Annotated in this window: 18 protein-coding genes, 3 tRNA genes and 1 pseudogene; 4 read left to right on the top strand and 18 right to left on the bottom strand. The window is 61.6% G+C overall.

Annotated features, from left to right (window positions below; all coding sequences use genetic code 11):
- Nucleotides 1-36: 36 nt before the first annotated feature.
- The 4 genes from L1075_RS07485 to L1075_RS07470 form a co-directional block, all read right to left on the bottom strand.
- Nucleotides 37-996 carry a sugar-binding transcriptional regulator gene (locus L1075_RS07485; RefSeq protein ID WP_040239644.1) on the bottom strand — a complete coding sequence of 320 codons (960 nt, stop codon included), beginning with the start codon at nt 994-996 and terminating at the stop codon, nt 37-39.
- Between the two features lie 106 nt (nt 997-1102).
- A complete protein-coding gene (locus tag L1075_RS07480; RefSeq protein ID WP_246941216.1) occupies nt 1103-2485 on the bottom strand; it encodes a sensor histidine kinase in 1383 nt (460 codons plus the stop codon).
- The gene (locus tag L1075_RS07475; protein ID WP_246941214.1) at nt 2485-3153 is read right to left on the bottom strand and encodes a winged helix-turn-helix domain-containing protein; all 669 of its coding nucleotides are present in this window, start codon (nt 3151-3153) and stop codon (nt 2485-2487) included. The genes L1075_RS07480 and L1075_RS07475 overlap by 1 nt, the downstream gene beginning before the upstream one ends.
- Nucleotides 3150-3491 carry a PepSY domain-containing protein gene (locus L1075_RS07470; RefSeq protein WP_075369446.1) on the bottom strand — a complete coding sequence of 114 codons (342 nt, stop codon included), beginning with the start codon at nt 3489-3491 and terminating at the stop codon, nt 3150-3152. Before L1075_RS07470 ends, L1075_RS07475 begins: the two co-directional genes overlap by 4 nt.
- Before the next feature lie 235 nt (nt 3492-3726).
- Here L1075_RS07470 and L1075_RS07465 point away from each other — a divergent pair, with 235 nt between their 5' ends.
- Both L1075_RS07465 and L1075_RS07460 read left to right on the top strand, forming a co-directional pair.
- A complete protein-coding gene (locus L1075_RS07465) occupies nt 3727-4200 on the top strand; it encodes a PepSY domain-containing protein (RefSeq protein ID WP_246941212.1) in 474 nt (157 codons plus the stop codon).
- Nucleotides 4193-4540: a hypothetical protein gene (locus L1075_RS07460; RefSeq protein WP_246941210.1), complete on the top strand. Its 348-nt coding sequence runs from the start codon at nt 4193-4195 to the stop codon at nt 4538-4540. Before L1075_RS07465 ends, L1075_RS07460 begins: the two co-directional genes overlap by 8 nt.
- A 142-nt stretch (nt 4541-4682) precedes the next feature.
- Here L1075_RS07460 and L1075_RS07455 read toward each other — a convergent pair.
- The 9 genes from L1075_RS07455 to L1075_RS07415 form a co-directional block, all read right to left on the bottom strand.
- Nucleotides 4683-4759 (bottom strand) — tRNA-Arg (locus tag L1075_RS07455).
- Nucleotides 4760-4856: 97 nt separating this feature from the next.
- Nucleotides 4857-4933 (bottom strand) — tRNA-Arg (locus tag L1075_RS07450).
- Nucleotides 4934-4962: 29 nt separating this feature from the next.
- Nucleotides 4963-5055 (bottom strand) — tRNA-Ser (locus tag L1075_RS07445).
- Nucleotides 5056-5283: 228 nt separating this feature from the next.
- Entirely contained in the window at nt 5284-5481 is a 198-nt protein-coding gene (csrA, locus tag L1075_RS07440; RefSeq protein ID WP_040239634.1) for a carbon storage regulator CsrA, read from the bottom strand.
- Between the two features lie 218 nt (nt 5482-5699).
- The gene (locus tag L1075_RS07435) at nt 5700-6944 is read right to left on the bottom strand and encodes an aspartate kinase (protein ID WP_075370051.1); all 1245 of its coding nucleotides are present in this window, start codon (nt 6942-6944) and stop codon (nt 5700-5702) included.
- A 79-nt stretch (nt 6945-7023) separates the two neighbouring features.
- Complete coding sequence (gene alaS / locus L1075_RS07430; protein WP_075370050.1) at nt 7024-9630, bottom strand: alanine--tRNA ligase; 2607 nt, start codon at nt 9628-9630, stop codon at nt 7024-7026.
- A gap of 205 nt (nt 9631-9835) precedes the next feature.
- Entirely contained in the window at nt 9836-10294 is a 459-nt protein-coding gene (locus L1075_RS07425; protein ID WP_040239629.1) for a regulatory protein RecX, read from the bottom strand.
- A gap of 2 nt (nt 10295-10296) precedes the next feature.
- Complete coding sequence (gene recA / locus L1075_RS07420) at nt 10297-11373, bottom strand: recombinase RecA (protein WP_040239627.1); 1077 nt, start codon at nt 11371-11373, stop codon at nt 10297-10299.
- 138 nt (nt 11374-11511) lie between these two features.
- Nucleotides 11512-12036: a CinA family protein gene (locus tag L1075_RS07415; RefSeq protein ID WP_246894024.1), complete on the bottom strand. Its 525-nt coding sequence runs from the start codon at nt 12034-12036 to the stop codon at nt 11512-11514.
- 157 nt (nt 12037-12193) lie between these two features.
- On the opposite strand from L1075_RS07415, the pseudogene mutS reads away from it, so the two are divergent.
- Both mutS and fdxA read left to right on the top strand, forming a co-directional pair.
- A pseudogene (gene mutS / locus L1075_RS07410) lies at nt 12194-14772 on the top strand (DNA mismatch repair protein MutS).
- Nucleotides 14773-14945: 173 nt separating this feature from the next.
- Nucleotides 14946-15269, top strand: a complete 324-nt coding sequence (gene fdxA / locus L1075_RS07405; RefSeq protein WP_246941208.1) for a ferredoxin FdxA — start codon at nt 14946-14948, stop codon at nt 15267-15269.
- 551 nt (nt 15270-15820) lie between these two features.
- On the opposite strand, the gene eno is transcribed toward fdxA, so the two are convergent.
- The 5 genes from eno to gltB form a co-directional block, all read right to left on the bottom strand.
- Nucleotides 15821-17116, bottom strand: a complete 1296-nt coding sequence (eno, locus tag L1075_RS07400) for a phosphopyruvate hydratase (protein WP_040239623.1) — start codon at nt 17114-17116, stop codon at nt 15821-15823.
- A gap of 119 nt (nt 17117-17235) precedes the next feature.
- Entirely contained in the window at nt 17236-18087 is an 852-nt protein-coding gene (gene kdsA / locus L1075_RS07395; RefSeq protein ID WP_246941206.1) for a 3-deoxy-8-phosphooctulonate synthase, read from the bottom strand.
- Between the two features lie 9 nt (nt 18088-18096).
- Nucleotides 18097-19752 carry a CTP synthase gene (gene pyrG, locus L1075_RS07390; RefSeq protein ID WP_246941204.1) on the bottom strand — a complete coding sequence of 552 codons (1656 nt, stop codon included), beginning with the start codon at nt 19750-19752 and terminating at the stop codon, nt 18097-18099.
- A gap of 246 nt (nt 19753-19998) precedes the next feature.
- Nucleotides 19999-21417: an FAD-dependent oxidoreductase gene (locus L1075_RS07385; RefSeq protein WP_040239618.1), complete on the bottom strand. Its 1419-nt coding sequence runs from the start codon at nt 21415-21417 to the stop codon at nt 19999-20001.
- A 60-nt stretch (nt 21418-21477) separates the two neighbouring features.
- On the bottom strand, nt 21478-25929 hold the full coding sequence (gene gltB, locus L1075_RS07380; RefSeq protein WP_246941202.1) for a glutamate synthase large subunit: 4452 nt from the start codon (nt 25927-25929) through the stop codon (nt 21478-21480).
- Nucleotides 25930-26274: the final 345 nt, after the last annotated feature.

Genomic DNA, 26274 nt, shown 5'->3' with positions numbered 1-26274 from the left:
CAAAAAAAAGCAAACCTCACACGCTTAGACTTTGGCCTAAGCAGCCCCCAATGTGGACACGATATAGCGTGCCGCCGCCTCATCGGTGACCAACCCTTTGAGCCAGCCACCCCGCAAGGCACTCAGAATCGCCGGGCCCTTGTCGTGTCCGCCAGCCAAGCCCATCAACGGCTGACCGCCGAGCGCCGATAGCGGTAAGCTAGTGATCCGGCGCGTGATAGGACAATCGATGAGTCGCCCTTGGGTATCCAGGGGCCAGCCGAGCAATTCCCCCACGGCGCCGGCTTCGAGCAGCTCGTTGAGTTCGGCCTCACTGATAAAATGATCCTGGAACAGGGTCGCGCGCGGATCGATGCGCCCGATGCCGATGACCCCGGTTTCTGCCTCGCGGGCAATATGGAACACCGCCTGCACGAGCTGCTGAGCCAGCAGCGCTTCTTTTTCTTCCACCGAAGCGGCGACCACCGGCGCCGGTAGCAAGAAACGCTCCGCTCCAGTCTTGTCGGCCAGCACCATGACCCCATCGTAGCGGTTGGCTGAGCCGTCACGGGCGACATTGCCCACCAGCGAGACGATGCGATGCTGCGAGCGGTCCAGACGACTCAGGGCTTCCACCGTGGCGCGCACCGAACGCCCCGTCCCCAGCGAGAGCGTCAGCGCTTGCTGGCGATCGAGAAGCCCGGCCAGACGTTCGGCCCCCGCCTGCGCGAGAAAGCGCGGGCTGCTATCCGGCACATCGGGGTCGCTAGGTACTACGTCACAATAATCCAACCCGAAATGCGTGAGAATCGCTTCACCCATCGCCATGCAACCGGAAATGGGATGATCGATGTGCACCTTGACCAGCCCTTCCTGCCGCGCCAATGCCAACAGGCGTTGGACTCCGGGGCGCGAGACGCCCAACTGGCCGGCGATTTCATCCTGGGTACGCCCTCCCACATAGGACAACCAGGCCGCGCGTGCCGCCTGCTCGCGCTTGAGTTCGTATTTATCCATCGCCGCTGCTCCTGCTGGAAGGGAGAATGCCGGCATCATCGCAATCGCACATCACGCACACAATACGCAACCATCTGGAGCGCGCCGCAACCGAGCCAGATGACGATCAGGACTCGATACCGCTCGGCGCAACCGGTGACGCGGGCAGCCAGACATGTGCGGCGAGTCCGCCGAGCGAGGCACGTGACAGCGTGAGCTGGCCACCGTACAGAGTCATCAGATCCTCGACGATGGCCAGACCCAACCCCGAACCGGAGCGTCGCTCGTCGAGGCGGGAGCCTCGCGCCAGAGCGGCGTCGCGCTGCTCTTCGCTCATACCTGGCCCGTCGTCCTCGATCAACAATTCGACGCCTGCCGCCTGCGGATGAAGGCTCACGGTGACCTGGCTATCGGCCCAACGCAGCGCATTTTCCAGAAGGTTGCCGACCAGTTCCTGCAGATCCTGAGCCTCCATGCGCACCTTGAGGTCATCGGCCAGCGACTGGGTCAACTGGATACCGCGCCGCTGCCCCATTCGCGTCAACCCCTCGAGCACCGGCGCCAGGGTTTGCGCAGCATCCACCTTGCCGGCGAGAACGACCCCGCCGGCCGCCGAGGCCCGGGCAAGATGATGGCGTACGGCGTCATCGATGCGCCCCAACTCGCCGCGCAGACGGTCGCGCGTGTCGGGCGGGAAGCGTTCGGCCAGGGTGGTGAGCACGCTGACTGGGGTCTTGAGCGCATGCGCCAGATTGCCAGCGGCATTGCGGCCGCGCTCGATCAGGCGCCTATCACGCTCCAGCACGCCGTTCATGGCACGTGCCAGGCGAGCCAGCTCGTCGGGCAGGAAATGCGTCTCGAGGCTGTCGGCATCGCCGGACTCAACCGCGCGCAGATTGGTATGCATGCGACGCAGCGGTGCCAACCCCCAGCGAATCTGTACCGCCAGCCCGACCAGCAGCAAGGCGCCCAGCGCCAGCAGCGACAACCCCAGCAGCCACTCGAAGCGCGCCACTTCGGTGTCCAGCTCTTCGCGTGATGCCGCCACACTGACATGCAGTGTCTCGGCATGCCCCGGCAGGCGGATGTCACGTTCGACGACGCGCAGAGTGTCGCCCCGCGGGCCCTCGACTTCGCTCACGGCCACTCCCGTGGCGTTATCGATCGGTAGCCGTTGATCCCACAACGAACGCGACGTCAGCGTTTGTCCGTCGTCGTCGCTGACCTGCCAGTACCATCCCGAAAAGACACGCTCGAACCGGGGATCGCCCAGCGAACGTGTCATATGCAGTTCTTCATTCTGGGCATCGACTTGCACACCGGCCAACAATACGTTGAGCAGCGACTCGAGACGGTCGTCGAAGGCGGTGGTGACGGAATCGCGGAAGTTATAAGCAAGCCCCGTTCCCGCCAAGGGTAGCGCCACCATGACCAGCAAGAGCGAGGCGATCAGCAAGCGGGCGCGGATCGAAGTACGAGCGAGACGTTGGCGCCAAGGGCGTCGCCTCATTACTCATCCTCGGGGGCTACCAGACGATACCCCTGCCCGCGCAAGGTCACGATGCGCTGGTTGCCGAGCTTGCGGCGCAGGCGACTTACCTGCACGTCGATAACGTTGGAGTCGGGCTCATGATCGCGATCATAGACATGCTCAGACAGCTCGATACGGCTCACGATGCGCGGTGCGGCATGCAGCAGATACGCCAGCAGCCGCGATTCCTGTGCCGTCAAAGTGATCGGGCGTCCCGCCAGCGTGACGCTGCCGGTATGCGTATCCAGCGCCAACTCGCCCAGTCTGAGTATGGGATGGGCATGGCCATGACTGCGTCGCACCAGGGCACGTAAACGAAACAGCACCTCGGCGGTTTCGAAGGGTTTGGTGACGTAGTCATCGGCGCCGGCGGAAAAGCCTGCCGCCTTATCCGACCAGCGTTCGCGGGCCGTGAGCACTAATACCGGCAAGTCGATTCCATCCTCGCGCCAGGCTGCTAGCCAGCGCGTGCCGTCACCATCGGGGAGCCCCAGATCGAGTATCACGGCGTCATAGGATTCGACGCGCACGAGATAATCGGCCGCGTGGCCAGTCTCGGCATGTTCCCACAACAGCCCCGCTTCTCCGAGCGCCTCGCCGAGCGCCTGTGCCAGCGCGGTATCATCCTCGACCAGCAACACCTTCATTGACGTGCCATCCCATCGATATTGACCCCTTCGATACCAATCATTTCCCCGCTCGTGGCATCGAATTCGAATTCCACTACCTGCCCCTGCGGACCAATCATGTCGATTTCGTAGCGCGGCATGCCATCGTCACGCTCGAGCTCTACCTCTAGCACTTGACCGATATAGTGGTGCTCGAGCCAGTCGAGCACCTTGGGCAGTGCCACCACACGCCCCTCTTCCACCTCTCGGTGCAATGAGCGCCATTCGTCATCGTCGGCCGCGACCAGCGACTGGCAGGCCATGATGCCTACCGCCACCAGCATCAGCGCTTTGATACAGCGATTGAAGCGTTTCATGGACACGAGTCTGCCTCAGCCGACATGAATGCAGCATGAATGCCCAGGAGTTAGATACTCCATACCCTCTACCACGCCGGAGACATGATGTTCGCCGCGCATGCCCAAATCCCGTTCACATGAATGAAAGATGAACATCGTTTTCAGGTGACTGCAAGGTAGACGACGTTAGCGTGCCTCTATCCGCAGTCGCGGTATGTCATACCAACCTCGAGGCGAAAGCCAGGAGTGAATCATGAAGACGATGCATATGCTGATGATGCCGATGGTCCTCACAGGAGGGCTCTCCACCGCCGCGCTCGCCGATGATGGCAGCCTATCACCAGGCAAGCTCGAGTCACTGCTCAACGACACCGACGCCTATGGCTTCACCCATTACGATGAAGTCGCCATCGATGACGGTAATCGTCTTGAGGTGGAAGGCTGGCGTGACGATGGCTGGCAACTCGATATCGATATGCTTATCGAGGATGGCAGCCTAGTGCACGAGAAACGCCACAAGGGCACCATTCCCGACTGGAGCCTGACCAGCGACGAACTGCAGCAGGCGCTGGACAACGCTCAGAATGCCGGCATGAAACGCTTTTCCGAATTGGATGTCGATGAAAGAGGGCATGTAGATATCGAAGGCTACGACGCCCAGAATAGTGAGATCGACATTCGCCTCGAGCGCAATGACCTAACGGTCACCGGAGTGGAACATGACTAATCGACAGCAAAATGCCGCCTGGCAGGCGGCACAACAATGGCGAGAGCGGGCGCGTCAGGCGCGTCCGTCACAGGGCGCTGGCGGGCTCAAGCTGCTCGCCACTTGGTTATTGTTTGGCGCCATGATGATCGTCGGCACCCTGCTCGGCCTGTTCTTCTTGATCATCGGCTGGGCGATGTTGCCCTTCTTGCGCCACCGTATGAAGAAACGCGCCGAGGTGTTTCGCGCCGACCATGCACGCCCGGCTGGCGGCAACGGTGCCCAGGATGCCCCGGCGCAAGACGCCACGCACGCGTCTCAGGTGCTCGAGGGCGACTACCGCGTCAAGTCAGGCGATTGATCAAGGAATACGAGACGAAAAAATGGCACGCAAGGCGTGCCAGAAACGACTGCTTACCTGCAAACCACAGGTTCGCCGTCAAGGAAGGGGAATCGTTGACATAGACGAAAAAGCCCGCCCCCGGAGGGACGGGCTTGATATTTGGTGCGCCCGGGAGGATTCGAACCTCCGACCACCTGATTCGTAGTCAGGTACTCTATCCAGCTGAGCTACGGGCGCTTTGCACAACGCACGACCAGCTGCCGTGTTTCGCGCTGTATCGAGAGCAACGGCTCTCGCACATGCATCGCCACGTGACTTACTCACGCTATTAAAGTGGTGCGCCCGGGAGGATTCGAACCTCCGACCACCTGATTCGTAGTCAGGTACTCTATCCAGCTGAGCTACGGGCGCAATACTTCGATGCAATGCATCCGGTTGAGTGGCGGAGAGAGAGGGATTCGAACCCTCGATGGGGCTACAAACCCCATACTCCCTTAGCAGGGGAGCGCCTTCAGCCACTCGGCCATCTCTCCCTCATCAACACGGCGCGTATGTTACCGATTATACTGGGGTCTTGTCTAGGGCGGATTGAAAATCTTTTAATATCAACCCATACCGTCACTACTTGCCTGGCGGGAGACTCGCTTGCCGTACTGCGTGCGAGTCAAACTGCTCGATCCAGAAAGCATGCCTGATCCAAAAGCCCGAGCCGATAAAGGGGACGACTTCACCAGCCCAGACGGTCCCACGCATGCGTCACTTCAAACGTTTGAACCGCCGTCTTCGCTATCGGTCTTCTCGCGCTGAATACGCTGGTAGATCTCTTCGCGATGTACGGCTACGTCCTTGGGCGCATTGACACCGATACGGACCTGATTGCCTTTCACTCCCAGGACTGTAACGGTGATATCGTCGCCGATCATGAGTGTTTCACCGACGCGACGGGTCAGGATGAGCATGTCTGATCTCCTTCTCAGGCTTTCTTCCAACGGGATGCATGCACCGCCAAGCGACAGTACGAGGGCAAATTATGCGTCATACAGCCCCCGAGAGCCAATGGCGCGTGCTTTGCATCCACGGATGCGCTGAATGAAAGGCCGCATCTGGCCTTCCGGCGTCGTCCTGACGCCACCCTCAGCGTAGAAGCCGATAGGCCAGGAAGGCCAAATTTCTTTGATTATTCGCCTTGTATACTGTCTTTATCGAGGCCGAAGGCGGAGTGCAGCGCACGCACGGCCAGCTCCATCTGCTTCTCGTCGATGACCACGGAAATCTTGATTTCCGAGGTGGAGACCATGCGAATGTTGATGTTTTCGTCAGCCAGAACGCGGAACATCTTGGACGCCACCCCGGCATGCGAGCGCATGCCCACACCGACCAGCGAGACCTTGGCGATATTCTCGTCGCCGCGCAGTTCACCACCGCCCAGCGCCGGGATCACCTGATCCTGCAGGATGCTTCGCGTCTGTTTGAAATCGCTCTTGGCCACGGTAAACGTGAAGTCGGTGTAATCACCGGCCGGGGCCACGTTTTGCACGATCATGTCGATTTCGATGTTGGCATCGGCGATGGGCCCCAGGATCTTGGACGCCACGCCCGGCACATCGGGGGTGTTGAGCAACGTCAGCTTGGCTTCACTGGAGGTGAAGGCAATACCGGAGATCAGCGGTTCTTCCATGGAGGCCTCTTCTTCTTCAGCGACGATCAGGGTACCGGGGCCGTCTTCGAAACTGGACAGCACACGCAGCGGTACGTTGTATTTACCTGCAAATTCGACGGCGCGAATCTGCAATACCTTGGAGCCAAGGCTGGCCAGCTCGAGCATTTCCTCGACGGTGATGGAGGACAGGCGTTGTGCCTTGGAGCAGACCCGCGGATCGGTGGTATAAACGCCATCCACATCGGTGTAGATCTGGCATTCATCGGCCTTGAGCGCCGCCGCTAGGGCCACGCCGGTGGTATCCGAACCGCCGCGTCCCAACGTGGTGATGTTGCCCTCGTCGTCGACACCCTGGAAACCGGCCACGACCACGACCTGACCGTCGTCGAGATCGGCCTGAATGTCGTCGGTCTCGATACGCTGGATACGCGCCCTGGTGTAGGCACTGTCAGTCTGGATGCCGACCTGACCGCCGGTATAGGACGTCGCCGCCACATCCAGCTTATGCAAGGCCATGGCCAGCAGCGAGCTGGTGACCTGCTCGCCGGTGGACACCAGCATATCCATCTCGCGCGGCGTGGGCTCATCGTTGATCTGGCTCGCCAGATCGATCAGCCGGTTGGTTTCCCCGCTCATTGCCGACACCACGACGACCACTTGATGGCCTTCGTCGCGGAATCGCTTCACTTTTTCGGCGACGGCCTTGATGCGCTCCACCGAGCCCACCGAGGTCCCCCCGAACTTCTGTACGTATAGCGCCATAGCTGCCTATCCGTGGTGGTTTTCCCAAGCATGAATGAAGAAAAGGGCCGGCGCCATGCGCACGACCCTTTTCACGATCTCACTCGCCGAGCCGAGCCTCGACCCAACTCGGCACACTCGCCAAGGCATCAGGCAATGCCTGCGGCCGCGATCCTCCTGCCTGCGCCATGTCGGCCCGGCCACCGCCTTTACCGCCGACCTGCTCGGCGACATGCTTGACCAGGTCACCAGCCTTGAGGCGCGCGGTGAGGTCATCGGTCACGCCGGCGATCAAGCTGACTTTTTCGTCGCCGGCCACGCCCAGCACGATGACGCCCGAGCCCAGCTTGTTCTTAAGCTGATCGAGCAGGCCGCGCAGCTCCTTGCCACCGACGCCCTCGACCTGCTTGGCGAGCAATTTAACACCCGCCACCTCGCGCACCTCGGCCAGCATGTCGCCACTCGCGGCACTCGCCAACTTGGCCTTGAGCCGCTCGAGCTCTTTCTCCAGGCTACGATTGCGCTCGAGCGTCGCTTCGAGACGTGACTCCACCTGCTCGGGCTTGGCCTTGAGCTGCTCGGCAACACGCGTGACCTTGGCTTCCTGATCGCGGAAGTATGCCAGGGCACCTTCACCGGTAACGGCCTCGACGCGTCGCACGCCCGCGGCGACCCCCGTCTCGCTGAGAATGTGGAAACAGCCGATATCGCCACTACGCGCCACGTGCGTACCACCACACAGCTCGATGGAGAAATCATCGGCGCCAATGGTCAGTACACGTACATTATCGGCGTACTTGGCCTCAAAGAGCGCTGCAGCGCCTTTCGCCTTGGCCTCGTCAAGCGTCATTTGTTCGGTTCGCGTGTCAGCGTTAGCCAGAATCTGAGCATTGACGATGCGCTCGACCTCATCGAGCTGCGCCGGCGTCATCGCCTCGAAGTGACTGAAGTCGAAGCGCAGGCGCTCCGCCGTCACCAACGAGCCCTTCTGCTGTACGTGCTCGCCCAATACTTGTTTGAGCGCTTCATGCAGTAGATGCGTCGCCGAATGATTGCGCATGGTCGATGCCCGCAGGCTGGCATCGACCTGTGGCGTGACGCTATCACCCACCTCGAGCCGACCCTCGATGAGCACGCCATGATGTAGATGATGTCCGCCCTGCTTCTGAGTATCGGTCACCTGGAAACGCATGCCATTGGCGTTCAAGTAACCGGTGTCGCCGGCCTGCCCGCCCGACTCGCCATAGAACGGCGTACGATCCAGCACCACGACGCCCCGCTGGCCAGCCTCGAGTGCCGCCAGCGCATTGCCCTCATGATCCACCAAGGCGGTGACACACGCTTCGTCTTCCAGGCGGTCATAGCCGGTGAAGGCCGTTTCGCCTTCAAGCTCCAAAGCCGCCGTGTAATCGGCGCCGAATTGACTGGCCGCGCGGGCACGCTCGCGTTGCGCCTCGAGCTCACGCTGGAAGCCGACCTCGTCCGGCGTCACGCCACGCTCGCGGCAGACATCCGCCGTCAAATCGAACGGAAAACCATAGGTATCGTAGAGCTTGAACACCGTCTCACCCGGCAATACGTCGCCTTCGAGCGTATCCAACGCTTCCGCCAGCAGGCCCATGCCATGATCCAGCGTGCGCGCAAATTGCTCTTCTTCCTTGAGCAGCACTTTCTCGATCTGGGTGCGAGTATTGCGCAGTTCCGGATAGGCGTCGCCCATTTCGGCATCCAGCGCTGCCACCAGCTTATGGAAGAACGGCTCGCGCGTACCGAGCTTATGACCGTGGCGGATGGCGCGACGGATGATGCGCCGCAACACGTAACCGCGCCCTTCGTTGGACGGCAATACGTCGTCGGTGATCAAGAAAGCGCAGGAACGGATATGATCGGCGATCACGCGCAGTGACGGCGCGCTGGTGTCCGCGTAGCCCGTCGCTTGTGCCGCGGCATCGAGCAGATTTCGGAACAGATCGATCTCGTAATTGGAATGCACGCCCTGCATGACCGCCGCGACGCGCTCAAGGCCCATGCCGGTATCGATGGAAGGCTTGGGCAGCGGATTCAGTGTCCCGCCGCTGTCACGATCGAACTGCATGAACACCAGGTTCCAGATCTCGATGTAGCGATCGCCGTCCTCATCGGGGCTTCCCGGCGGACCACCCGCGACCTCGGGCCCATGATCGTAGAAGATCTCCGAGGACGGACCACAGGGGCCGGTATCGCCCATCTGCCAGAAGTTGTCCTCGTCGAGCTTGGAGAAGCGCGCCGGGTCGATGCCGATTTCATCCTTCCAGATACGTTCGGCTTCGTCGTCGCTGACGTGAACGGTGACCCACAGCTTTTCGGCAGGCAAGCCCAGCCGTTCGGTCAGAAACGTCCAGGCAAAGCGAATGGCATCGCGCTTGAAGTAATCACCGAAGCTGAAGTTGCCCAGCATCTCGAAGAACGTATGGTGGCGCGCGGTATAGCCGACGTTATCCAGATCGTTGTGCTTGCCCCCGGCACGCACGCAACGCTGTGGGGAGGTGGCACGTACGTAGGGGCGCGGATCGCGTCCCAGGAAGACGTCCTTGAACGGCACCATGCCGGCATTGGTGAACAGCAACGTCGGGTCGTTGCCGGGCACGAGCGAGCTCGACGGCACGATGGTATGGCCGTGCTCCTCGAAGAACGTCAGAAAGGCTTGTCTGATGTCTGCGCTTTTCATAGAAATTCCGTGGCGGTGTGCGTTAGGCGCTGCGGGCACGCGCGGCCCGACCGGACAAGCGGTGGGCGAGAAACGCGAAAGTCGGCGAATGACGGAAAACGAGTCGCCCCGAACCATCGCAAGGCGCACTAGTATAACGCGTTCGGCGGGGGACTAAAGAGGTGCCGGCAAGCCGGCGGCAGGCACACGCAAGATGATATGCGCGCTAATAATCCATATCCCAAGCATGCGCCATGGCATGACGCACCTGGTCGAAATCGAACCCACGTGAAGCCAGAAACCGCTCGCGCTTGGCGCGTTCTCGCGGCTCGCGGCCGGGTGAGTCGAAGCGCTTGGCCAATGCCTCACACGCCAGGCGATGCCAATTGGGGGCCTCACTTTCGAGCGCCTCACCCACTAGCTCGTCGGTGACACCACGCGAACTCAATTCGGCGCGAATCTTCATTGCCCCTTGGCCACGGGACAAACGCGAACGCACGAACTGCTCGGCGAAACGCGCGTCGGACTGCAAGCCCTCTTCGGCCAGGCCATCCAGCGCCAACGCGATATCGGCGCGCTCATGCCCACGCGTCGTCAGCCGCGACACCAGCTCAGCCCGCGAGTAATCGCGACGCGCCAGCAGGCGGATGGCATCGTCGCGAGGTGTCGTCTCTTGCTTATCCATGCTTACAGCAGATTGCCGTCGTCCTGGGTCGCAGCGGCCTTATCTTCGCTCGCGCCTTCCTCCGGCTTGTCGTCCTCCGCCTTGGGCGCGGACAGCAATCGTGCGCGAATCTCGCCTTCGATCTCGTCCATGATCGCCGGGTTGTCCTCGAGGAACTGAGCGGCGTTGGCCTTGCCTTGACCGATCTTGCTGCCCTGATAGCTGTACCAGGCACCCGCCTTGTCGACCAAGCCTTGCTGTACCCCGAGATCGATGACCTCGCCGGCATGGTAGATACCCTTGCCATAGAGGATCTGGAACTCGGCCTGGCGGAACGGCGGCGCCACCTTGTTCTTGACGACCTTGACGCGGGTTTCGTTACCGGTCACCTCGTCGCCCTGCTTCACCGAGCCAGTACGGCGGATATCGAGACGTACGCTGGAGTAGAACTTCAGCGCGTTGCCGCCGGTGGTGGTCTCAGGACTCCCGAACATCACGCCGATCTTCATGCGGATCTGATTGACGAACATCACCATGCAGTTGGCGTTCTTGATGTTGCCGGTGATCTTGCGCAACGCCTGGGACATCAACCTGGCCTGTAGACCGACGTGGGCATCGCCCATTTCGCCCTCGATTTCCGCACGCGGCGTGAGGGCCGCGACCGAATCGACGACAATGACGTCGACGCCGCCGGAGCGTACCAGCATGTCGCAGATTTCCAGCGCCTGTTCGCCGGTATCCGGCTGCGAGACCAGCAGATCGTCGAGGTTGATACCCAGCTTTTCGGCGTAGCTAGGGTCCAGCGCGTGCTCGGCATCAACGAAGGCACAGGTCTTGCCTTGTTTCTGTGCCTGGGCAATCACCGATAGCGTCATCGTGGTCTTGCCCGAGGATTCGGGGCCGAAGATCTCGACCACGCGACCCAGCGGCAAGCCGCCCACGCCAAGCGCGATATCCAGCCCCAGCGACCCGGTGGATATGGCCGGAGTCGCTACGCGCGGCGTATCGCCAAGACGCATCACGGCGCCCTTGCCGAACTGGCGCTCGATCTGGGAAAGCGCTGCGTTGAGCGCCTTGGAACGGTTGTCGTCCTGTGCCATGAAGGTCTCCTATCGAAGGACGTCGAAGCTCGCACGGTGGCGCTGACGCATGTCGTCGCCGACCGCAAAACACTGTATGACTAGACAGTAGTATGACGAAAAAATTCCTCGCCGCCTACCTCTGTTTCTTACCCGATATCACGTTGGCGATACCCTCTTCTCAAGCCTGTCGATCAAGCCGATCAGCGCCACGCGTACCGCTTGTCCACGTACGACGTCACGCGTGCCCGGCAGATGATGGCACTCGCTCTCTTGCGCTCGCACGTCGCCCCAGGCGAACCATACCGTGCCCACGGGCTTGGCGGCGCTGCCACCACCGGGGCCCGCGACCCCGCTGATCGCCACCCCCAGTGTGGCACCACTGTCGCGACATGCGCCCGCCACCATCTCACCCACGGTTTCGGCACTGACCGCTCCGTGCTCGGCAAGAGTCGCGTCACGCACCCCCAATAGCCGCTGCTTGGCACCATTGGCATAGGTCACGTAACCGGTCTCGAAATACGCGGAACTGCCAGCGATGTCGGTAATCGCACTGGCCACGCCACCACCGGTGCAGGACTCCGCCGCCGTCACGCTGGCATTCGCCGCGAGACAGGCACGCCCCAGGCGCTCGGCCAATGCCTCGAGCGAATAGGCCTGCCATGTTGTCAGCGTCACCGCCATGTCGTGTCTCCCGGTTGCCATCTCAAGCGGCATGCCACTGACGCCGCCCACCCGAATGCGTAGAATAGAGCCTTTGGCGAACGTTTGCAGGCGCATCCAGCACGGCGTCGCCTTATTCCACTTGGCAACATCAGCCACCGGCACGACAAGGATTCGCATGAGCCAGGCCTCTGCCCAGCATACCCCGATGATGGTCCAGTACCTGAAGATCAAGCGCGAGCATCCCGAGGTGCTGCTCTTCTATCGCATGGGCGATTTCTACGAGCTGTTTTATGACGACGCCAAGCGCGCCGCAAAATTGCTCGACATCACTCTGACCCAACGCGGCCAATCGGCGGGCAAGCCGATTCCCATGGCCGGTGTGCCCTATCATAGTGCCGAAGGTTATCTGGCGCGGCTGGTCAAGTCCGGAGAATCAGTGGCCATCTGCGAGCAGATGAGCGACCCCAGCACGGCCAAGGGCCCCGTGGATCGTCAGGTCGTGCGTATCGTCACGCCCGGCACCCTGCACGACGAAGCCTTGCTCGACGCGCGCCGCGACAACCTCGTGCTTGCCGTGCATCCTCATGGCGAACGCTGGGGCATGGCCTGGCTAGAGCTTTCAAGCGGCCATTTCAGTGTCCTCGAGGTGGACGGTGAAAGCGACCTGCTGTCCGAGATCCAGCGCCTCGACCCCGCCGAGTTGCTCGCCGCGGAGAGCCTCTCGTTGCCTCCTGCTCTCGCCGAACGTCCCGGCTTTCGCCGTCAGGGCGACTGGCTGTTCGATTTGGAGAGCGCTCAACGCTTGCTGTGCGATCAATTCGGCGTCGCCGACTTGCGCGGCTTCGGCTGCGCGCATCTCACCACCGCCCTGACCGCCGCTGGCGTGCTCATCGACTACGCCCGCGACACTCAGCGCTCGCGACTGCCCCACGTCACCGGCATCGCCGTGGAGACCCGCGACGAGGCGGTGGTGATCGACGCCGCCAGTCGTCGCAATCTCGAGATCGATATCAACCTCGGCGGCGGCTTCGAGAACACGCTGGCCAGCGTGTTGGACACCACCGCCACGGCCATGGGCTCGCGTCAGTTGAAGCGCTGGCTCAACCGGCCACTGCGCGATACCGCCCAGGTCCAGGCGCGTCAGGCAGCAGTGCAGAGTCTCATCGACGACGACCGTTATACGGCCCTGCGCGAGCCACTCAAGGCGATCGGTGACATCGAGCGCATCCTCGCTCGAGTGGCTCTCTACAGCGCTCGCCCACGTGACCTGGCACGCCTGCGCGATGCCCTCAACGCCCTACCTGCGCTGGAGCGTGATCTCGCTGAGCTCGACGACGGCACGGCCATCGACGAGCTCAAGCGCCATATCCAGCCGTACCCCGAGCTTGCCGAGACGCTGACCCAGGCACTGGTCGACAACCCGCCCGTGGTGATCCGCGACGGTGGCGTAATCGCCGCAGGTTTCGACGAGGAACTCGACGAATACCGCGGCCTGGCCGAGCATGCCGGTGACTACCTGGTCGAACTCGAGACGCGCGAGCGCGAGCGCACCGGCCTGGCCAGCCTCAAGGTCGGCTACAACCGTGTCCACGGTTACTTCATCGAGATTCCGCGCGCCCAGGCCCGCGAGGCCCCGGCCGAATACATTCGTCGCCAGACGCTGAAAAATGCCGAACGCTTCATCATCCCCGAACTCAAGGAGTTCGAGGACAAGGCACTGTCAGCCAAGTCGCGCTCACTAGCCCGCGAAAGCTGCTCTACGACGGCTTGCTGGAAACGCTCAACGTCGACCTTCAAGCACTGCAGGGCACGGCTCGCGCCTTGGCGACCCTCGACGTACTGGCATGTTTCGCCGAACGCGCCCTGGCGCTGGATTTCGTACGCCCCCATCTGAGCGATCAGCCCGGCCTGCGCATTCGTGGCGGGCGCCATCCCGTGGTCGAGCACGTCAGCGACCACCCATTCGTGCCCAACGATCTGATGCTCGACGAAACGCGGCGCTTGCTGGTCATCACCGGCCCCAACATGGGCGGGAAGTCTACCTACATGCGCCAGGCGGCTTTGATAGCGTTGCTCGCGCATACCGGGAGCTGCGTGCCCGCCGACGAGGCCGAGATCGGCCCCGTGGATCGCATCTTCACGCGTATCGGCTCCAGCGACGACCTGGCCGGCGGTCGCTCTACCTTCATGGTGGAGATGACCGAAACCGCGACCATCCTGCATAACGCCACCGAGCACAGCCTGGTACTGATGGACGAGATCGGTCGCGGCACCAGCACCTTCGATGGCCTCTCGCTGGCCTGGGCCAGCGCTGAGCACCTGGTCGAGCGACGCGCCTTCACGCTCTTTGCCACGCACTACTTCGAGATGACCGCTCTAACGGAGCCCTACGACGGCGTGGCCAACGTGCATCTGACGGCCGCCGAACATCAGGACGGCATCGTTTTCATGCACCGTGTCGAGGAAGGGCCCGCAAGCCAGAGCTATGGCCTGCAAGTCGCGCAGCTCGCTGGCGTGCCGCCCCGCGTAGTGGCACGGGCACGCGAGAAGCTCGCTACCCTGGAGCAACAGGAAGTCCATCAAGCTGGCACTCGTGGCGGGATGCACGAGGGTGACGCACCCAAACCACAACAAGCAGACCTTTTCGCCAGTGCACCGCATCCGGTCATCGAGGCGCTGGAAAAGCTCGACCTCGACGAGATATCCCCGCGCCAGGCCATGGCTTTGCTCTATGAGTGGCGTGAACAATGCTGAAGGTGCGTTTGGCTATGAGGCCATTCCAAAACGTTTATGGCGCCCGCTTGCCCACGCGCCAGGGGCACGACTAAAATGTGGCGCCATTAGAATATGCCATTATAAATTGCCGCCCGTTTATAACCGTACTGTCACCCTTGGGCGCTGCCGCGACCGAGATTCAGGAGATCCTCATGACATTCGTCGTCACCGAAAACTGCATTCGCTGCAAATACACCGACTGCGTCGAAGTCTGCCCCGTGGACTGCTTCTACGAAGGGCCAAACTTTCTGGTGATTCACCCCGACGAGTGTATCGACTGCGCATTGTGCGAGCCCGAGTGTCCGGCCGAAGCGATATATTCGGAGGATGAACTTCCGGAGGGTCAGAAGGACTTCACCGAGCTGAATGCCGAGCTTTCCGAAGTTTGGCCCAACATCAGCGAGAAGAAGGACCCTCTGCCCGAGGCGGAACAGTGGGACGGTAGCGCCGACAAGCTGCAATACCTCGAACGCTGACGCTGATCGCCAATATCCGCGGCGCACCACGCAACGCCGGCCTTTCAATGAGGTCGGCTTTTTTTGGTCAAACAGGCAACGGCAAGACAAAAAAAAGCGGCCCGAAGGCCGCTGCATCCCATTCATCCCTGAGCGGCTCCCTCCGCTCGACTCCCGAGGTGCGCTCCATGCCTGCCATGGGCTCCCTCCACGACAGGCGCACCTTGCTGCATCCCAATCTGCCTCCAGGTAAGCAATGCCTTTGCTCATCCTGTGCAATAGCATTTTTACCAATCCTGCCCATCGCGACAAGCGGGTCATTTGACCGCCGCTTTCCTGCAACCAGACACCACATCACAGTAAATTATCTTTAAAAACAGATAGATAATCCGATAGAAAGCGTATCTATTGCGTCGATCATCGAGATTTATCACACATTGAGGGCATTTTTTGTAGGAAATCTCTTACAAGAAATGGAGATAATGCTTACTCACAAAACACTCACGGCGGCCCTGAAGGCCGCCGTGAGTGCTACTACCGGGATGTCGTAGACGTAGGCTTTGCGTCCGGCGTCAGCCCTGGCCCTTGATAGTGGCCAAGCCGGGATAGGTAGCCTGTCCCCCCAAGGCCTGCTCGATGACCAGCAAGCGGTTGTACTTGGCCACACGATCACTGCGGCACAGCGAGCCGGTTTTGATCTGGCCGGCGGACGTACCCACGGCCAGATCAGCGATGGTGGTATCTTCGGTCTCACCACTGCGATGCGAGATGACCGCCGTGAAGCCGGCGTCCTGCGCCATCTTGATGGCGTCCAGCGTCTCTGAGAGCGAGCCGATCTGGTTGAACTTGATCAAGATGGAGTTACCGATGTGCTCGTCGATGCCGCGCTTGAGAATCCGCGTGTTGGTCACGAACAAGTCGTCACCGACCAACTGAATCTTGTTGCCCAACTTGTCGGTCAGGGCTTTCCAGCCCGCCCAGTCGGACTCATCCATGCCATCCTCGATGGAGACGATCGGATACTGATCGCACAGTGCCGCGAGATAGTCGACGAAGCCGTCAGCGTCGTAGGACTTGCCTTCGCCCGAAAGGTTGTACTGACCGTCCTGGTAGAACTCTGAGGAGGCACAGTCCAACGCCAGGGTCACGTCCTTGCCCATGGTGTAACCGGCCTTTTCCACGGCCTCCTGGATCACCGCCAGCGCCTCGGCGTTGGATGCCAGATTGGGGGCGAAACCGCCCTCGTCGCCCACCGAGGTCGACAGACCGCGCGCGGCGAGTACCTTCTTCAGGGTATGGAAAATCTCGGCGCCCATCCTCAGTGCTTCGCGGAAGTCGGGTGCGCCGACCGGCTGAATCATGAATTCCTGAATATCGACGTTGTTGTCGGCGTGCTCGCCGCCATTGAGGATATTCATCATCGGCACCGGCATGCGGAACTGCCCCGGCTGACCGTACAGTTCGGCGATGTGCGCATAGAGCGGCACGCCCTTCTCGATGGCAGCGGCCTTGGCGGCGGCGAGCGACACAGCGAGAATGGCGTTGGCACCGAGTCCCGCTTTGTTGTCAGTGCCATCCAGCTCGAGCATGTCGTTATCCAGGCCACGCTGATCGAGCGCATCCTTGCCCACCAAAGCGTCGCGGATCTTGCCGTTGACGGCCTCGACCGCCTTGAGCACGCCCTTGCCCAGATAACGCGACTTGTCTCCATCGCGCAGCTCCAGCGCTTCGCGTGAACCGGTGGAGGCGCCGCTCGGCGCGCAAGCCGTGCCACGCACGCCACTCGCCAGCACCACATCGGCCTGAACGGTCGGATTGCCGCGGGAGTCCAACACCTCGAGGGCGTGGATATCTTTAATCTCAGCCATTGCGAGTCATCCTCGTGTTAACGATGGGTCGTTTCAGCATATCGAGAGGGTAGCGATCACGTTGACCGCTACGGGCGGCTCCGCTCGTCGTGTACTCGACTATTGCATTCGTCGGCGTCTCAGTCGATCTCCAGGGGCGCGAAACCCTTGACCATGTCGTCGATCGACTTGAGTTGGCTCAAGAAGCCCTCGAGCCGATTCAGGGGCAAGGCACAGGGGCCATCGCACTTGGCGTTGTCGGGATCAGGGTGCGCCTCGAGGAACAGCCCCGCCAGCCCCACTGCGACGCCCGCACGCGCCAGATCAGCAACCTGCGCACGACGTCCGTCGGCGCTGTCGGCGCGGCCACCGGGTTGCTGAAGCGCATGCGTGACATCGAAGAAGACCGGATAGCCCGTCTTTTTCATTTCCCCGAAGCCCAGCATGTCGACCACCAGATTGTTGTAGCCGAAGCTCGAGCCGCGCTCGCAGAGTATCAGCCGCGAATTACCGGCTTCCTCGCACTTGCGAATGATGTGACGCATCTCATGCGGGGCGATGAATTGCGGCTTCTTGATGTTGATCGCCGCGCCGGTCTCGGCCATTGCCACCACCAGATCGGTCTGACGGGCCAGGAAGGCCGGCAGTTGGATGACGTCGGCCACCTCGGCGACGGGCTTGGCCTGCCAGGGTTCGTGTACGTCGGTGATTACCGGCACACCAAAGCGCGACTTGATCTCGGCCAGCCATTCGAGGCCTTTTTCCAGGCCCGGGCCACGATACGAGTGAATCGAGCTGCGGTTGGCCTTGTCGAAGCTCGACTTGAACACATAGGGCATGCCCAAGCGTCCGGTGACCTCGACATACGCCTCGGCCACTTCCAGGGCCATCTCGCGGGATTCGAGCACGTTCATGCCGCCGAACAGCGTCAGCGGTAATGAATTGCCGGCCTTGAGGCCGGCAAACTCAATCTGTTTGGATGTCTCGGCCATAGTGCTTCCTCAGTTCTGCTGTTGTGCACGCGCCCGCGCGACCGCAGCCTTGTACTCCAGCGCGGCATTGATGAAGCCGGAGAACAGCGGATGCCCATCGCGCGGGGTGGAGGTGAACTCCGGGTGGAACTGACACGCCACGTACCAAGGATGATCGGGCAGCTCGATCATCTCGACCAGGGAGTGGTCGGCGCTCTTGCCGGAAATCACCAAACCGGCGTCCTCCAGAGCCTCGACGAACTGGTTGTTGACCTCGAAGCGATGACGGTGGCGTTCGGTGATGTCCTCCAGGCCATAGGCCGCGTGTGCCCGCGTGCCCGACTTGAGGTGGCACACCTGGCCGCCGAGCCGCATGGTGCCGCCCAGATCGGACGCCGCATCGCGCAGCTCGATCTTGCCCTCGGGATTGACCCATTCGGTAATCAGCCCCACTACCGGATGCTGCGTGTCGTGGGTGAATTCGGTGGAGTTGGCATCTGCCCAACCCGCGACATGGCGCGCATATTCGATGACCGCCACCTGCATGCCCAAACAGATGCCCAGGTACGGCACTTTATTCTCGCGGGCATAACGGGCGGTGGCGATCTTGCCTTCCACGCCACGCTCGCCGAAGCCACCGGGCACCAGAATCGCATCCTTGCCGGCAAGGCGTTCGGTACCGTGGCGCTCGATATCTTCGGAGTCGATGTAGTCGATGTTGACCTTGACCCGTCCTTGAATACCGGCATGGATCAACGCCTCGTTGAGCGACTTGTAGGCGTCGAGCAACTCCATGTACTTGCCGACCATGGCGATATTGACTGACTTGAGCGGGTTCAGCTTGGCATCCAGAACGTGTACCCATTCGCCGAGATCGACTTCATCGGCCTCGAGGCGCAGCTTGTCGCAGATGATGTCGTCCAAACCATGCTCATGCAGCATCAGCGGGATACGATAGATGGTATCGGCATCCTGCAGCGGCACCACGGCGCGCTCCTCGACGTTGGTGAACAGCGCGATCTTGCGCCGCTCGCTTTCCTCGAGCTCGACCTCGCTACGACAGATGAGAATATCCGGCTGGATGCCGATGGAGCGCAATTCCTTGACGCTGTGCTGGGTCGGCTTGGTCTTGGTCTCCCCGGCGGTCTTGATGTAGGGCACCAGCGTGAGATGCATGAAGAGTGCCTGGCTGGCGCCCTTCTCGCTACGGATCTGACGCGTCGCTTCGAGAAACGGCAGCGATTCGATATCACCTACCGTCCCACCGATTTCCACTAACGCGACATCGAACCCATCGCCACCTTCATAGACCCGGCGTTTGATCTCGTCGGTGATATGCGGAATCACCTGCACGGTCCCGCCCAGATAATCGCCGCGGCGCTCCTTGCGTAGCACGTGCTCGTAGACGCGCCCGGTGGTGAAGTTGTTGCTCTGGGTCATCTTGGTGCGGATGAAACGCTCGTAGTGGCCCAGGTCGAGATCGGTCTCGGCGCCATCTTCGGTGACGAACACCTCGCCGTGCTGGAACGGGCTCATCGTGCCGGGATCGACATTGATGTACGGGTCCAGCTTGAGGATGGTGACCTTGAGGCCGCGCGCCTCGAGGATCGCCGCGAGGGAAGCGGAGGCAATGCCCTTGCCGAGAGAGGACACAACACCGCCGGTCACGAAGATATATCGCGTCATGGAAAACCTGTCGAAACGTGGTCTGAAGGCCGTGGAGAGAACCGGGCCTGGATGGGACGCCAGAATAGCAGATTCCCCACGAGCGCTCAATTTGAGCTACGGGCTACGAGCAGGACGATGACTCTGCCATGCTCGTAGCCCGCAATCCGGTGGGAGGGAACTTGTTCCCGACGGCGCCAACTCCATCGCGAATAAATTCGCTCCCACCCGATACCGGATCAGGCCTCCATGGCCCGCAGCCGAGACTCAGACGCCGAGGTAGTCGAGGATACCCTCACCGGCCTGACGGCCTTCATAGACCGCAGTGACCACCAAGTCGGAGCCACGCACCATGTCGCCACCGGCAAAGATCTTTTCATGGCTTGTCTGGAAGGCGAAGCCGCCCTGTGCCGGCGCCTTGACGCGTCCACGTTCGTCGAGGTCGATACCCACCGTGTCGAACCAATCGGCAGGGTTGGGCTGGAACCCGAAAGCGATGATCACCGCATCGGCGGCGAACACTTCTTCCGAGCCCGGCACCACCTCGGGACGCTGACGCCCATTGGCATCCGGCTCACCGAGACGCGTGCGCACTAACTTGACGCCCTCGACCTTGTCCTCGCCGACAATGGCTACTGGCTGGCGATTGAACAGGAACTCCACGCCTTCCTCGCGGGCGTTGGCGACTTCCTTGCGCGACCCCGGCATGTTGTCCTCGTCACGGCGGTAGGCGCAGGTCACGCTGGCCGCCCCCTGACGAATCGAGGTCCGGTTGCAGTCCATCGCCGTATCACCGCCTCCCAACACCACGACGCGCTGGCCCTCGAGCGACACATAATCGTCAGGGTCCTTCTCGAAGCCCAGGCAGTGATTGACATTGGCGACCAGAAAATCCAACGCCTTGTGGACCCCGGACAAATCCTCGCCGGGGAAGCCGCCTTCCATGTACTTGTAGGTGCCCATGCCCATGAACACGGCATCGAATTCGTCGAGCAGCGCCTCATGGGACACATCGCCGCCAATTTCCACACCCAGGCGGAATTCGACGCCCATTTCCTCGAACACCGCGCGACGACGCTTCATGACATTCTTCTCGAGCTTGAACTCGGGAATGCCGAAGGTCAGCAGCCCGCCGATTTCGGGATGTTTGTCGAATACCACCGGCTTGACGCCGTTACGCACCAGAATGTCGGCACAGCCCAATCCCGCCGGGCCGGCACCAATCACCGCGACCCGCTTGTCGGTCCACTCGACCTTGGACATGTCCGGCCGCCAGCCCATGGCGAAGGCCGTGTCGGTGATGTACTTCTCCACCGAGCCGATGGTCACCGCACCGAAGCCGTCGTTCAGCGTGCAGTCACCCTCGCAGAGACGGTCCTGCGGGCACACGCGACCGCACACCTCGGGTAACGAGTTGGTGCGATGCGACATCTCCGCCGCCTCGAGGATGTTGCCCTCACTGACCAGCTTCAACCAGTTGGGGATGTAATTGTGAACCGGGCACTTCCACTCGCAATATGGATTGCCGCAATGCAGACAGCGGTGCGCCTGGCTGGCCGCCTCGCTGGGCTTGTAAGGCTCGTAGATCTCGGCGAACTCGCGCGCTCGGGCGCGCGCATCCTTTTTCTCGGGGTCCTGCCGGCCGACATCGATGAACTGGAAATCGTTATTCAGACGGTTTGCCATGATCGTCTCTCCTCGTATTCAGCGAGTAGCGCTAGGCGCTACTCGGGCCGCCGACGGCTCTTATTCCGGCTGACGCCGTGATTGGGCCAGCAGACCGTTGAGGCTTGCTGCCTTGGGCTTCACCAGCCAGAAATGCCGGATGAAGTCGGAGAAATCCTCGAGGATCGCCTGCCCCCGCGCAGAACCGGTTTCAGCGACGTATTCCTCGATCATCTCCCGCAGGTGGCGCCGATAGGCTTCCATGACCTCGGTATTGATGCGATGGATCTCGACCAGCTCGTGGTTGTACTTGTCGACGAAGGTGCGATCTTCGTCGAGTACATACGCGAACCCGCCGGTCATGCCCGCCCCGAAGTTGATGCCGGTCTCGCCGAGCACGGCGACCAAGCCGCCGGTCATGTATTCGCAGCAGTGATCGCCGGCACCCTCGATGACCGCATGCACACCGGAGTTGCGTACCGCGAAGCGCTCACCTGCCGTGCCCGCCGCGAACAGCCTGCCGCCGGTCGCGCCATACAGGCAGGTATTGCCGATGATCGCCGTCTTGTGGCTTTCGAAACGGCTCTCGCGTGGCGGCACGATGACCACCTTGCCACCGTTCATGCCCTTGCCGACGTAATCGTTGGCGTCACCTTCTAGGTAGAGCTGCAACCCACGCGCGTTCCACACACCGAAACTCTGGCCGGCCACGCCGGTGAAACGCGCGGTGATCGGCGCGTCTTCAAGGCCCGGCTCACCGTAGCGCTTGGCGATTTCACCGGACACCCGAGCGCCCACGCTACGGTCACAGTTGGTGATCCGGAAACTGAACTCACCGCCCGACTTGGCCTCGATGGCCGGCAGCAAGGCCTCCAACACCTCCTGGTTCTTGGCGCCGGGGTCGTGCGGCTCGTTGCGACCGACCTGGCAGAACTGCGGCGCCCCCTCGGGCACGTGATCGTTCTGCAGCAGCGGCATCAAGTCGAGCTTGCGCTGCGACGCCGTCTCACCTTCGAGGATCTCGAGCAGGTCGGTACGTCCGATCAAATCGGTCAGCTGGCGCACGCCGAGCAGCGCCATCAGCTCGCGCACTTCTTCGGCGATGAAGCGGAAGTAGTGCTTGACCATGTCCACGGTGCCGCGGAAATGCTCGTCGCGCAGATGCTGGTGCTGGGTCGCAACGCCAGTGGCACAGTTGTTGAGGTGGCAGATGCGCAGATACTTGCACCCCAGCGCCACCATCGGCGCGGTGCCGAAGCCGAAGCTCTCGGCGCCGAGAATCGCCGCCTTGACCACGTCGAGGCCGGTCTTGAGGCCGCCGTCGGTCTGCAGGCGAATCTTGTCGCGCAGGCTGTTGATGCGCAGCGCCTGATGTACTTCGGGCAGCCCCAGCTCCCACGGGGAGCCGGCATGCTTGATCGAGGTCAGCGGGCTCGCCGCGGTACCGCCATCGTAGCCGGAGACGGTGATCAGGTCGGCGTAGGCCTTGGCCACGCCGGTGGCGATGGTGCCGATGCCGGGCTCGGAGACCAGCTTCACCGACACCTGGGCATCCGGATTGACCTGCTTCAAATCGAAGATCAACTGCGCCAGATCCTCGATGGAATAGATGTCGTGATGCGGCGGCGGCGAGATCAGCGTTACCCCTGGCACCGCGTAGCGTAGCCGGGCGATCAGCTCGTTGACCTTGCCACCGGGCAGTTGCCCACCCTCGCCGGGCTTGGCGCCCTGCGCGACCTTGATCTGCAGCACCTCGGCATTGACCAAATAGGCCGGTGTCACGCCGAAACGCCCGGAGGCGATCTGCTTGATCTTCGACGAGCGAATGGTGCCGTAGCGCGCCGGATCCTCACCGCCCTCACCGGAGTTGGAGCGCCCGCCGGTCTCGTTCATGGCTTGCGCCATCGCCTCATGGGCCTCGGGTGACAGCGCACCGAGCGACATGCCGGCGCTGTCGAAACGCGGCAGCAGATTCTCGACCGGCTCGACCTCGTCGAGCGGCAACGGCTCAGGGGCCGGTTTGAGCGTCAGCAGGTCACGGATGGTGGCCACCGAGCGCTCGTTGACGGTCTGTGCGAACTGTTTCCACTTGGCGTAGTCGCCGCTTTGCACCGCGCTTTGCAACTGCATGACCACGTCCGGGTTGTAGGCGTGGTATTCATGATCATGAACGTACTTCACCAAGCCGCCCTGACGAATGCCCTTGCGCGGAATCCAGGCATCGCGGGCCAGCAGTTCCTGCTGTAGTTGCAGCTCGGCGAAGCCGGCGCCCTCGATGCGCGACGCCATGCCGGCAAAGCACAACTCCATGACCTCGGAGGAAAGCCCCACCGCTTCGAATAGCTGCGAACCGCGATAGGAGGCCAGCGTCGAGATTCCCATCTTGGAGAGAATCTTATAGAGCCCCTTTTGCATGCCTTTGCGGTAGTTTTCACGGGCATCCGCCGGGTTGCCGGTCAGCTCGCCAGTGTTGTGCATGTCGGCCATGACTTGGTAGGCCAGATACGGATAGACCGCTGTGGCCCCCACGCCGAACAGCACCGCCATCTGATGAGCGTCGCGTGCATAGCCGGTCTCTACTACCAGGTTGACGCGCGGCCGTAAGGCCTTGCGGCCCAGATGGTGATGGATCGCCCCCACCGCCAGCACGGCATGAATCGGCAACTTGCCGCGTTCCAAGTCGGCATCCGAGAGCACTAGCACCACTTTGCCTTCTCGAGCCGCGTCCTCGGCACGTTGACACAGAGCGAGCAGCGCCTGCTTGAGCGTATCGTGATCAGGGTCGTAACTCAGGCTCAGCTTATGGCTGGCGAATGCCGGGTCCTCCTGGGTGACCAAGGCGGTGAACTTGCGCGGCGACAGCACCGGCGTGGTCAGAATCAAGCGATGCGCGTGCTCGGGGGTCGCCTCGAAGACATTCAACTCGGCGCCGCAGCAGGTTTCCAGCGACATCACGATCGCTTCGCGCAACGGGTCGATGGCCGGATTGGTGACCTGGGCGAACTTTTGCCGAAAGTAATCGGTCAGCAAGCGCCCATGGCGCGACAGTACGGCCATCGGCGTATCGTCGCCCATCGAACCCACCGCCTCCTGGCCGCCTTCGGCCAACGGGCGCAACAGCTGATCACGCTCTTCGAACGTCACCTGGAACATCTTCTGGTAGACGTTGAGTTCATTGCCGGCCATGGGCTGGAATCGCGCCAGCTCGGTCAACGCGGACTCCAGGTAATGCGCATGCTGCTTCAGCCAGCGCCGATAGGGATACGCCGAGCGCAGACGCTCGTCGACGTCGGGCGTGTGCAGGACTTCGCCGGTGTGGGTGTCCACGGCAAGGATTTGCCCCGGGCCCACACGGCCCTTGGCGATGACATCTTCTGGCTTGTAGTCGTAGACACCGATCTCGGAGGATAAGGTGATGTAGCCGTTCTCGGTGATCACCCAGCGTGCCGGGCGCAAGCCGTTACGGTCGAGCATGCACACCGCATGGCGGCCATCGGTCATCACCAGACCGGCAGGGCCGTCCCATGGCTCCATATGCATGGAGTTGTATTCATAGAAGGCACGCAGATCGCCGTCCATGGTTTCGACGTTCTGCCACGCCGGCGGCACCATCATGCGTACGGCGTTATAAAGATCCATGCCGCCGGTCAGCAACACCTCGAGCATGTTGTCCATGCTGGAGGAGTCGGACCCCGAGGTGTTGACGATTTCATCGAGCTCAGTGATTTCCGGTAACAACGGCGACAGGAAGTTTTCCTTGCGCGCGTTAGCCCAGCCACGGTTGGCTTCGACCGTGTTGATCTCGCCGTTATGGGCCATGAACCTAAAGGGCTGCGCCAAGGGCCAGCGCGGCGCGGTATTGGTGGAAAAGCGCTGGTGAAACACGCAGATCGCCGTGTGCAGCCGCTCGTCGCCCAGGTCGCGATAGAAGGTCGGCAGGTCCGCAGGCATCATCAAGCCTTTATAGGACACGACCTCGGAGGACAACGAACAGATATAGAAGTCGTCTTCGTCCTTGAGCGCTTGTTCGGCATAGCGCCGCGCCATGAACAGATCGACATTGAAGGCTTGCGTGTCGCGCTCGTCTTCCGCTTCGACGAAGACCTGGCGAATGCGCGGCAGACACTCAAGGGCCATGGGGCCACACACCGACGCGTCGGTGGGCACGTCGCGCCAGCCGCTGACACGCAGACCGCGCGCCTTCAGCTGGGCATCGAGCACTTCCCGCGCATGGGCTTCGCGGGCATCGTCATCGGGCAGAAACACACTCCCCACGGCGAAGCGCTCACCCAATACGACGCCCAGATCTTCGCGCGCGACGGCACGCATGAAGTCAGTGGGCATCTTGAACAGCAGACCGCAGCCATCGCCGGTCTTACCGTCGGCGGCAATGCCGCCACGGTGGGTCATGCAAGTCAGGGATTCGATCGCGGTCTTGAGCAGGTCATGACTCGCCTGCCCTTCCATGTGGGCGATCAAGCCAAAACCGCAGTTGTCACGGAACTCGCCAGGCTGGTGAAGGCCTCTCATCATGGGCGTGCCTCACAAAATTTTGAAACTTGTGTCCAGAAATAATCGTGTTATGCTTCACGGTTATCTTTTATTTTTTGAAGGTCGAAAAGCACGTCATGCGGTGACGCATCGGGCGTGAAAAAGGTCGACCAGCATAGCCCCTGCCCCCCTCTCAAGCAATTCCACTACCTGCCGTGTTGCCTCAAAGCTGCGCAAAATCGCGGGGTTAGCCGCAAACCCTCACTAAAACCCCTGACATGTCAACGCGTTAGCAAGCTTGAACGCTTGAGTATCGAGCCATGCGACTTTGGTCTAAAATCCAGATTCATCTCATGCCGATCCTGCATGAGGCATGCCGATACAGGC

This window comes from Chromohalobacter beijerinckii (genome assembly GCF_023061185.1).
Taxonomy (GTDB): domain Bacteria; phylum Pseudomonadota; class Gammaproteobacteria; order Pseudomonadales; family Halomonadaceae; genus Chromohalobacter; species Chromohalobacter beijerinckii.
The sequence above is the reverse complement of the archived record's forward strand: the minus strand, read 5'-3'. Positions and strand labels throughout refer to the sequence as shown.

Excerpts from the sequence above, each read along its gene's own strand:
- csrA (WP_040239634.1), bottom strand. The coding sequence starts at position 5,481 with ATGCTCATCCTGACCCGTCGCGTCGGTGAAACACTCATGATCGGCGAC.
- alaS (WP_075370050.1), bottom strand. The coding sequence starts at position 9,630 with ATGAAAAGCGCAGACATCAGACAAGCCTTTCTGACGTTCTTCGAGGAG.
- L1075_RS07470 (WP_075369446.1), bottom strand. The coding sequence starts at position 3,491 with ATGAAACGCTTCAATCGCTGTATCAAAGCGCTGATGCTGGTGGCGGTA.
- eno (WP_040239623.1), bottom strand. The coding sequence starts at position 17,116 with ATGGCTGAGATTAAAGATATCCACGCCCTCGAGGTGTTGGACTCCCGC.
- L1075_RS07485 (WP_040239644.1), bottom strand. The coding sequence starts at position 996 with ATGGATAAATACGAACTCAAGCGCGAGCAGGCGGCACGCGCGGCCTGG.
- L1075_RS07465 (WP_246941212.1), top strand. The coding sequence starts at position 3,727 with ATGAAGACGATGCATATGCTGATGATGCCGATGGTCCTCACAGGAGGG.
- L1075_RS07415 (WP_246894024.1), bottom strand. The coding sequence starts at position 12,036 with ATGGCGGTGACGCTGACAACATGGCAGGCCTATTCGCTCGAGGCATTG.
- L1075_RS07425 (WP_040239629.1), bottom strand. The coding sequence starts at position 10,294 with ATGGATAAGCAAGAGACGACACCTCGCGACGATGCCATCCGCCTGCTG.
- pyrG (WP_246941204.1), bottom strand. The coding sequence starts at position 19,752 with ATGACGCGATATATCTTCGTGACCGGCGGTGTTGTGTCCTCTCTCGGC.
- recA (WP_040239627.1), bottom strand. The coding sequence starts at position 11,373 with ATGGCACAGGACGACAACCGTTCCAAGGCGCTCAACGCAGCGCTTTCC.
- fdxA (WP_246941208.1), top strand. The coding sequence starts at position 14,946 with ATGACATTCGTCGTCACCGAAAACTGCATTCGCTGCAAATACACCGAC.
- kdsA (WP_246941206.1), bottom strand. The coding sequence starts at position 18,087 with ATGGCCGAGACATCCAAACAGATTGAGTTTGCCGGCCTCAAGGCCGGC.
- L1075_RS07475 (WP_246941214.1), bottom strand. The coding sequence starts at position 3,153 with ATGAAGGTGTTGCTGGTCGAGGATGATACCGCGCTGGCACAGGCGCTC.
- L1075_RS07385 (WP_040239618.1), bottom strand. The coding sequence starts at position 21,417 with ATGGCAAACCGTCTGAATAACGATTTCCAGTTCATCGATGTCGGCCGG.
- gltB (WP_246941202.1), bottom strand. The coding sequence starts at position 25,929 with ATGATGAGAGGCCTTCACCAGCCTGGCGAGTTCCGTGACAACTGCGGT.
- L1075_RS07435 (WP_075370051.1), bottom strand. The coding sequence starts at position 6,944 with ATGGCGCTATACGTACAGAAGTTCGGGGGGACCTCGGTGGGCTCGGTG.
- L1075_RS07460 (WP_246941210.1), top strand. The coding sequence starts at position 4,193 with ATGACTAATCGACAGCAAAATGCCGCCTGGCAGGCGGCACAACAATGG.
- L1075_RS07480 (WP_246941216.1), bottom strand. The coding sequence starts at position 2,485 with ATGAGGCGACGCCCTTGGCGCCAACGTCTCGCTCGTACTTCGATCCGC.